The sequence below is a fragment of the Leyella stercorea genome (genome assembly GCF_019052365.1).
Classification (GTDB): domain Bacteria; phylum Bacteroidota; class Bacteroidia; order Bacteroidales; family Bacteroidaceae; genus Prevotella.
This window is the reverse complement of sequence record NZ_JAHQUY010000102.1, coordinates 1-7,191: the sequence shown is the minus strand read 5'-3', so window position 1 is coordinate 7,191 and position 7,191 is coordinate 1. Positions and strand designations below refer to the sequence as shown.

Annotated in this window: 6 protein-coding genes and 2 pseudogenes; 4 read left to right on the top strand and 4 right to left on the bottom strand. The window is 46.7% G+C overall.

The features are described from left to right. Positions 1-90 precede the first annotated feature (90 nt). The 4 genes and pseudogenes from KTQ90_RS12305 to eno all read left to right on the top strand — a co-directional run bounded on the left by KTQ90_RS12305 (position 91) and on the right by eno (position 3,647). The gene (locus tag KTQ90_RS12305; protein ID WP_217318673.1) at positions 91-513 is read left to right on the top strand and encodes a hypothetical protein; all 423 of its coding nucleotides are present in this window, start codon (positions 91-93) and stop codon (positions 511-513) included. 96 nt (positions 514-609) lie between these two features. Continuing rightward, a pseudogene (locus KTQ90_RS14020) lies at positions 610-681 on the top strand (reverse transcriptase); the annotation flags it as partial. 132 nt (positions 682-813) lie between these two features. After that, positions 814-2,148 carry an MATE family efflux transporter gene (locus tag KTQ90_RS12300; RefSeq protein WP_217318672.1) on the top strand — a complete coding sequence of 445 codons (1,335 nt, stop codon included), beginning with the start codon at positions 814-816 and terminating at the stop codon, positions 2,146-2,148. A gap of 191 nt (positions 2,149-2,339) precedes the next feature. Next, a complete protein-coding gene (gene eno, locus KTQ90_RS12295; protein ID WP_217318671.1) occupies positions 2,340-3,647 on the top strand; it encodes a phosphopyruvate hydratase in 1,308 nt (435 codons plus the stop codon). 93 nt (positions 3,648-3,740) lie between these two features. Here the strand turns inward: eno and KTQ90_RS12290 are convergent, their stop codons facing one another. The 4 genes and pseudogenes from KTQ90_RS12290 to KTQ90_RS12275 all read right to left on the bottom strand — a co-directional run. Further along, a complete protein-coding gene (locus KTQ90_RS12290; RefSeq protein WP_217318670.1) occupies positions 3,741-4,499 on the bottom strand; it encodes a carboxymuconolactone decarboxylase family protein in 759 nt (252 codons plus the stop codon). 82 nt (positions 4,500-4,581) lie between these two features. Next, positions 4,582-5,472 carry a helix-turn-helix domain-containing protein gene (locus tag KTQ90_RS12285; protein ID WP_217318669.1) on the bottom strand — a complete coding sequence of 297 codons (891 nt, stop codon included), beginning with the start codon at positions 5,470-5,472 and terminating at the stop codon, positions 4,582-4,584. A 94-nt stretch (positions 5,473-5,566) separates the two neighbouring features. Then, entirely contained in the window at positions 5,567-6,082 is a 516-nt protein-coding gene (locus KTQ90_RS12280; RefSeq protein WP_217318668.1) for a GNAT family N-acetyltransferase, read from the bottom strand. A gap of 323 nt (positions 6,083-6,405) precedes the next feature. Continuing rightward, positions 6,406-6,741 (bottom strand): annotated as a pseudogene (locus KTQ90_RS12275) (YqiA/YcfP family alpha/beta fold hydrolase); the annotation flags it as partial. Positions 6,742-7,191: the final 450 nt, after the last annotated feature.

Sequence of the window (7,191 nt, the reverse complement as noted above, 5' to 3'; positions counted from 1 at the left end):
TAATGGCGGTCATTAGAAAAAGCTTCTTGTCATTTTCTAATGACCGATTTGGGTTTAATATTGAAGAGCAGTGAGAATTGTGGAATATATATGAAACTTACGTCACTCACAGTTGAAGGCGTCAAGCTATATACGGAAGGAAAATATGGTGTTGCAGGATTTGACGGCATTAGTGGTGAGACACTAACCTTGCGCAACGCATACGTTGAGGCAACTGGCAGCTTGGGTTCAGTCTGCGACCTCCAAAACCTCGTGCTTGACGGCTGCTCCATCACCCAGCCCACTGGCGCTGCCTTCGATGCAAATGTGCACGGCGTTGCTCTCAACGGCGAGGTGGTCACCGACAAGGTGGTGATTGAGCCAGTCACTAACGGCATCAGCAACATCACAACCGACGTTCCTGCCCACAAGCAAGGTATCTTTAGCGTGACGGGCGTGAAGCAGACCCAGCAATGGAACGAGCTCCCTGCCGGCATCTACATCGTGGACGGCGTGAAGAGAGTGAAGAAATAGAAGGTGTGTCATAACTCCATTATTATCAGCCCCCAACCGGTGATTGTGCCGGTTGGGGGTTTTGTTATGCTTGGCACGAGCATTGTCTAACGGGTGGAAGTCCTTAGCCCTGCGAATCTCAACCGAGCCTACAAGACAGTGATGAGGAACAAGGGCTGTGGTGGTATCGCTCTCAAATAACAATGAAGCGAAAAAACAATTTAAAGTGAAATAAATACTAAACAAATCGTATTTTAGCTGATAGAAAGTATTTATCTTTGCAGTAGTTTTATGAAGACAAACAGCAATGAAGTAAACAATATGAACGAAAAATATCAGTTTCTTACCCATGCGCCAGTCCATCGAGTGATAGGCGCAATGGCTTTGCCGACAATCATATCTATGTTGTTGACAAGCGTGTATAATCTGGTTGACACTTTTTTTGTAGGACAGATAGACACGCAGTCAACAGCAGCAGTAGGTATAGTGTTCAGCGTGATGTTCTTCATACAGGCGTTCTCTTTCTTCTTCGGCAATGGTTCGGGCAACTATATCTCCCGACAGCTTGGCGCTCAGAAGACGGAGGATGCAGAGACGATGGCAAGTACGGGTCTCTTTTATACATTGGTGTTTTCTGTTGTGATAATGCTGACAGGCTTGCTTTTCCTTGAACCTATTAGCATTCTTCTGGGCAGTACACCCACCATTCTGCCTTATACATGTCAGTATCTGGGCATCAGTCTGCTGGGCACGCCTTTTATCATGGGTACTTTCTGTATCAACAACCAGATGCGCTTCCAGGGCTTCGCCAAGTATTCGGTATATGGCGTGGTCAGCGGCTCTATCATCAACTGTCTGCTCGACCCGCTCTTCATCTTCGGATTCTCGATGGGTGTTCGCGGAGCGGCATTGGCGTCGGTCATAGGTCAGTTTTGCGGCTTCGTCATTCTGCTCATGATGAGTAGAAAGGAAGGAGTTATTCATTACAGTCATCGCAAGATCTCCTTTGAGGGAAGATTTGTGAAGGAAATAATCGCCGGAGGCACACCCTCAATATCGCGCCAGGGACTTGCCAGTCTCAGCACCATAGCCCTCAACAGCGTAGCCGGCAACTACGGCGACGCTGCCATCGCAGCCATGAGCATCGTCTCGCGTATAGGCATGTTCATTTTTAGCGTCATTATTGGCTTAGGTCAGGGCTTCCAGCCCATGTGCGGCTTCTGCTTCGGTGCCAAGCTCTACGATAGGGTGAAGGAGGGCTTTTGGTTCAGCACGAAGATTGGCGCTGCATTTCTGCTGTTCTGGGCGCTTATACTTATCGTCTTCAGCGAGGAGGCGATAGCCTTGTTCCGCAACGACCCCGACGTGATAGCCATAGGCATTCCGGCGCTGCGCTATCAGATGATAGTCTTCCCGGCATGCAGTTTCATGATGATGGCTAACATGATGATGCAGACGTGCCGTAAGACAATACGTGCCAACATACTTGCAGCTTCGCGTCAGGGATTGTTTTTCATCCCTCTCATCATCATCCTTCCTCATTATTTCGGGTTGTTTGGAGTGGAGATTTGCCAGGCTGTGAGCGATCTTATCTCTCTTGTTGTGACAATTCCGATAGTGTGGACTGCATTCAGAGAGATGTCGACAGAGCGTTAGAATTGCTGTAGAACACGATTTGCTTGCCGGTATCTTTAGTGAAATACCTATTTTTGATGAGGCTCCGAATTTGGTGGTTTCTCTTATGATTACTATTTTTGCACTCGGAAAAGAATCGTATTTACACGACCGATAGTTGTGTTCATGCGGTTTATATAAAAGTTTTATAATTATAAAGATATTATTGTATTATGATTATCGAAAATGTTCATGCAAGAGAGATCTTGGATTCTCGTGGCAATCCTACAGTAGAGGTTGAGGTGTCATTAAAGTCTGGCATCGTTGGTCGCGCATCAGTCCCGTCTGGTGCCTCAACTGGTGAGAATGAGGCTTTGGAGCTTCGTGATGGCGACAAGAGCCGCTATTGTGGCAAGGGAGTATTAAAGGCTGTAGAGAATGTGAATAACGTGATTGCACCGGCTTTGGTCGGCTTCTCTGCCTTGGAGCAGCGTGCTATCGACTATAAGATGTTGGAGTTGGACGGCACCAAGACCAAGTCAAACCTGGGAGCCAATGCTATTCTTGGCGTATCGCTTGCAGTGGCTCATGCTGCTGCGGAGTATCTCCACATCCCGTTGTATCGCTATATCGGTGGTTGCAACACTTACACCCTTCCCGTTCCTATGATGAACATCATCAACGGCGGTGCTCACTCTGATGCGCCAATCGCCTTCCAGGAGTTTATGATTCGTCCTGTGGGCGCTCCTAATGAGAAAGAGGCAATCCGTATGGGTGCAGAGGTGTTCCATGCCTTGGCAAAGCTCCTGAAGAGTCGTGGACTTTCTACTGCTGTCGGCGACGAGGGTGGTTTCGCTCCTGCACTCAATGGTATAGAGGATGCGCTTGAGAGCATCTGCCAGGCAATCAAGGATGCTGGTTATGAGCCGGGAAAGGATGTGAAGATAGCAATGGACTGCGCTGCCAGCGAGTTTGCTGTTCAGGAGAACGGTGAGTGGTTCTACGACTACCGCCAGCTGAAGGACGGCAAGAAGAAAGATCCTAACGGCAAGAAGCTCACAGCTGCAGAGCAGATCAAGTTCCTGGAAGAACTCATCACCAAATATCCTATTGATTCTATCGAGGACGGTCTTGACGAGAACGATTGGGACAACTGGGTGAAGCTTACAGCTGCCATCGGCGACCGTTGCCAGTTGGTAGGTGACGACCTCTTTGTTACTAACGTGAAGTTCTTGGAGAAGGGCATCAAGATGGGTGCTGCCAACTCTATTCTTATCAAGGTGAACCAGATTGGCTCGCTTACCGAGACTTTGGATGCTATCGAGATGGCTCACCGTCATGGCTACACAACTGTTACATCACACCGTTCAGGTGAAACAGAGGATACCACTATCGCTGATATCGCTGTGGCAACAAACTCTGGTCAAATCAAGACTGGTTCGATGAGCCGTACCGACCGTATGGCAAAGTACAACCAGCTTATCCGTATCGAAGAGCAGTTGGGTAATAACGCAACTTACGGTTACAAGAAACTAAAATAGACGTGATTAATTATTGAATAAATCATAATCCACATTAATGGGCATGAACTACCGAGATGGTTGATCATGCCCATATTTTATATTTTCAAACTGTTATTTTATCTTGTTATATTCCTCATCGCTCACAGCCTCCTGCCACTCGTTTGATGTGTTCTCGCCAGGTATTTCAAAGGCGAGGTGGGCAAACCAGCTGTCTTTTGCGGCACCATGCCAATGCTTCACGTTGGCAGGAATATGGATGACTGTGCCGGGAAGGATTTCCTGCGCAGGTTTGCCTTCTTCCTGATACCAGCCGCGTCCGGCTACACCTACCAGCATTTGTCCGCCACCACGTGTGGCGTGGTGCGTGTGCCAGTTGTTGCGGCAACCTGGTTCAAAGGTAACATTGAAGAAAGGTATCTGACTGTCGGATATTTGTGCCAGATAACTGTTGCCTTTGAAGTATTTGGCGTAAGCGGTGTTGGGTTCGCCTATAGGGAATATCATCTCGCGCTGGAAAGCAGCCTTGGCGTCTTCTCCTTTCACATCTTCGTTCCATACCTCCTTTGCCAGATTGAAGGCAGCCCAGGCCTTTGGCCAGCCGGCGTAGAAGGCGATGTGAGTAATAATTTCTGCCGCTTCCGTGCGGGTAATGCCGTTGTTCTTTGCCGACTGCAAGTGATATTTCAGTGAACTGTCAGTGATTCCTTGGCTGATGAGCGAAGTGATTGTTACCAAACTGCGGTAGCGCAATGAAAGCAGGTCATTGCGGCTCCATACTTCTCCGAAGAGGATGTCGTCGTTGAGGTGGGCGAACTCCGGGGCAAACTCACCCAGTTGGGTGCGCCCTGCTGTCTGTATTATTTTCTTCATTGTATCATTTTTTTAAATTCTTCTTCAGGAACATCTTCAATGTATTAAAAATAACAGTTTTTCTATACATTTATCATTATATCTACGCTGTTTTGCGATACTCGCTTGGAGTCTTCCCTGTCTGAACCTTGAAAAAGCGGACGAAGTGCTGAGGATATTCAAAGCCGAGGTGCTGGCTGATTTGCGTAATGCTGAGGGCTTCATCAACAAGTAGTTGGCGGGCTGCAGAAAGCAGTCGGTCGTTAATCAGACTCTTAGCGGTTCTGCCTGTCTCGGTCTTGACTAATTCTCCGAAATATTTAGGCGAATAGCAACATTTGTCGGCAAAGTAGGCTACGGTAGGCAGCCCTTTACGCATCGCTTGACGGGCAATGTATTCATCGAGCAGAGAGATGAATTTCTTGACCACCGAATGATTTATTTCCTCGCGTGTGATAAACTGCCGGTCGTAGAAGCGCAGACAATAGTTCAGCAGCAATTCGATGTTAGAAACGATGAGTTCACGCGAATGCCTATCTATAGGATGCTCGAGTTCCTGCCCAATCATTGAGAGCACATCACGGAAGATGTTTACCTCGGCAGCGGATAGGTGTAGAGCTTCGTTGCTTGTATAGTCGAAGAACTCATAGCGGGAGATGTTCTTGCCAAGAGAGGTGCGGTTGAGCAACTCGGGATGGAATGCCAATACCGTATATTTGGCAAGCGGTACTCCTGGATTTGGTTCCACTTTAATCGACTGTCCTGGAGCAAACGAAGTGACGGTCATCTCGTCAAAATCATATTCTGTTCTGCCGTATGACAATTTACATCCCTTGTTTTCCTTCAGGAAGAGGGCATAAAGTCCGTAGTGATGCACAGCCTCCTGTATAGGAGAGGTGTTCTCTACACGCGCAATGCTTACTAAGGGATGAAGCGTTTTCAACCCTATGAAGTCATTGAACTCCTGTATTGTATTAAAGAATAATTCCTTCATAATTCTAAGCATTTTAATCTTCTGCAAAGATACGTATATTCTCCAAAAGAGCTTATACCTGGTTTTCGGAAGATATTACCTTTATTGCAGTTTATTATCCTTTATACTTAAACACCTTTACCATATCCTTGTCGCCACCCACAAGCTGGCTGCATCTGTTCAGCATTCCGGTGTCTGAGAAACCGCATTTCTCCATGACTCTTCCCGATGCAGGATTGCCTGTGAAATGGTCTGCCCAGATGTTTTCAAAATGGTTCTCGTTGATGCAGTAGTCAAGCATCAGCTTTAAGGCTTCGGTGCAGATTCCTCTGTTCCAATAAGGCTTTCCTACCCAGTAGCCCACCTCGCAGTCGTTTTCTCCGATAGGGATGTTGCTGGTTTCATGGGTGTAGTAGCCAATGCAGCCGATAGCCTCGCCAGTCTCTTTCAACACAATCGCCCATGTCGTGTCGTTATGGAAGAATGTGCGGATAATCTCCAGACTTTCCTCTACAGACTTATGTGCCGGCCATCCAGCACGAGGTCCTACGTCAGGGTCGGAGGCGTACTTGAAGAGCGCCTCTGCATCCGATTCCTGCCAATGGCGAAGTAAAATTCTTTCTGTTTCCATCAGATTATATCAATGTTTTGCATTCTATTTACTATGTGCACTTACCCCAGCCAGTCGGTAAAGATAAGTATACATTCGTGCACCTTCTCAAAGAATTTCCCTATCCGGCGCTTGATGCCCTTCCAATATATCCCATTCTTTTTAATGCTCATATACTTAGTTATTTATTTTGTTATTAATTCATGTGCAAATACGCCATCAGCGCAATCTGTATCAGCAGAATAGCAGGAATGCCGTATTTGAATTTCTTGTGCATCGTCTTATGGTTTTAAAATCCCAACTCCACATCCTTGCCGAATGGTGCGAGCGAAAGCGCGGCCATCTTGAAATCCGTCCCTTCTCGGCGCCTTGTATTCATGCTCGCCGATGCGCTCCTTCAGAAATTCCGTCATCATGAAATACGGATTGCCCAGCAGGGCAGGGATGCTCACCACCGGAGCCAGCATCTGGGCGAGGAAAGAGCCGCAGCTGTTGCCCAGAAGCAAGTCGGGCTGTTCCCGGTCGATGATGGAGCGAATCTCCTTCAGTGCCTCCTTGGGGTGCAAAGGGAGGTCGGGAGTCAACACTACCGCCGTCCCCTCAAACGCCTCTTTCAAGGCTCTCGCCATTGGACAGCTGCCCGTAGCGAAGAATCCGTGTAGGAATAATATCTTCTTCATGCTCTAATCATTTGATAATGATGCGCCTGTAATATAGGAGGATAAGCAATGCTCAACGCCCATATTGGCGCAATATATCTGCAAAAATACAAAAAAATCAAAAAAAATGATTTTATAGATGGATTTTGTTTGCAGGGCGAACTTGATTTAACTTTATTTGTAAGCAAGGGGATAATGAGGACGTCTTTAGTGTTATCTTGGGTTCCAAGTACATAGTTTCTCTTCACCTCACTCTTTACCTCATTCTTAACCTCAATTTCAACCTTACTTTCTGTAATCTTCTATTTTTTTCGATTATTAGCAATGCTATCATCAGTTTTCTATGTACTGCGTTTCTGGGTATTTGTCAGAGTGCTTGTTTTGGCAATATTGTTGACTTTCAGAATATAATCACCGACTTTGCATATAATATTCATAAGATTATTACGTGCAAAAACAATGAATATATTC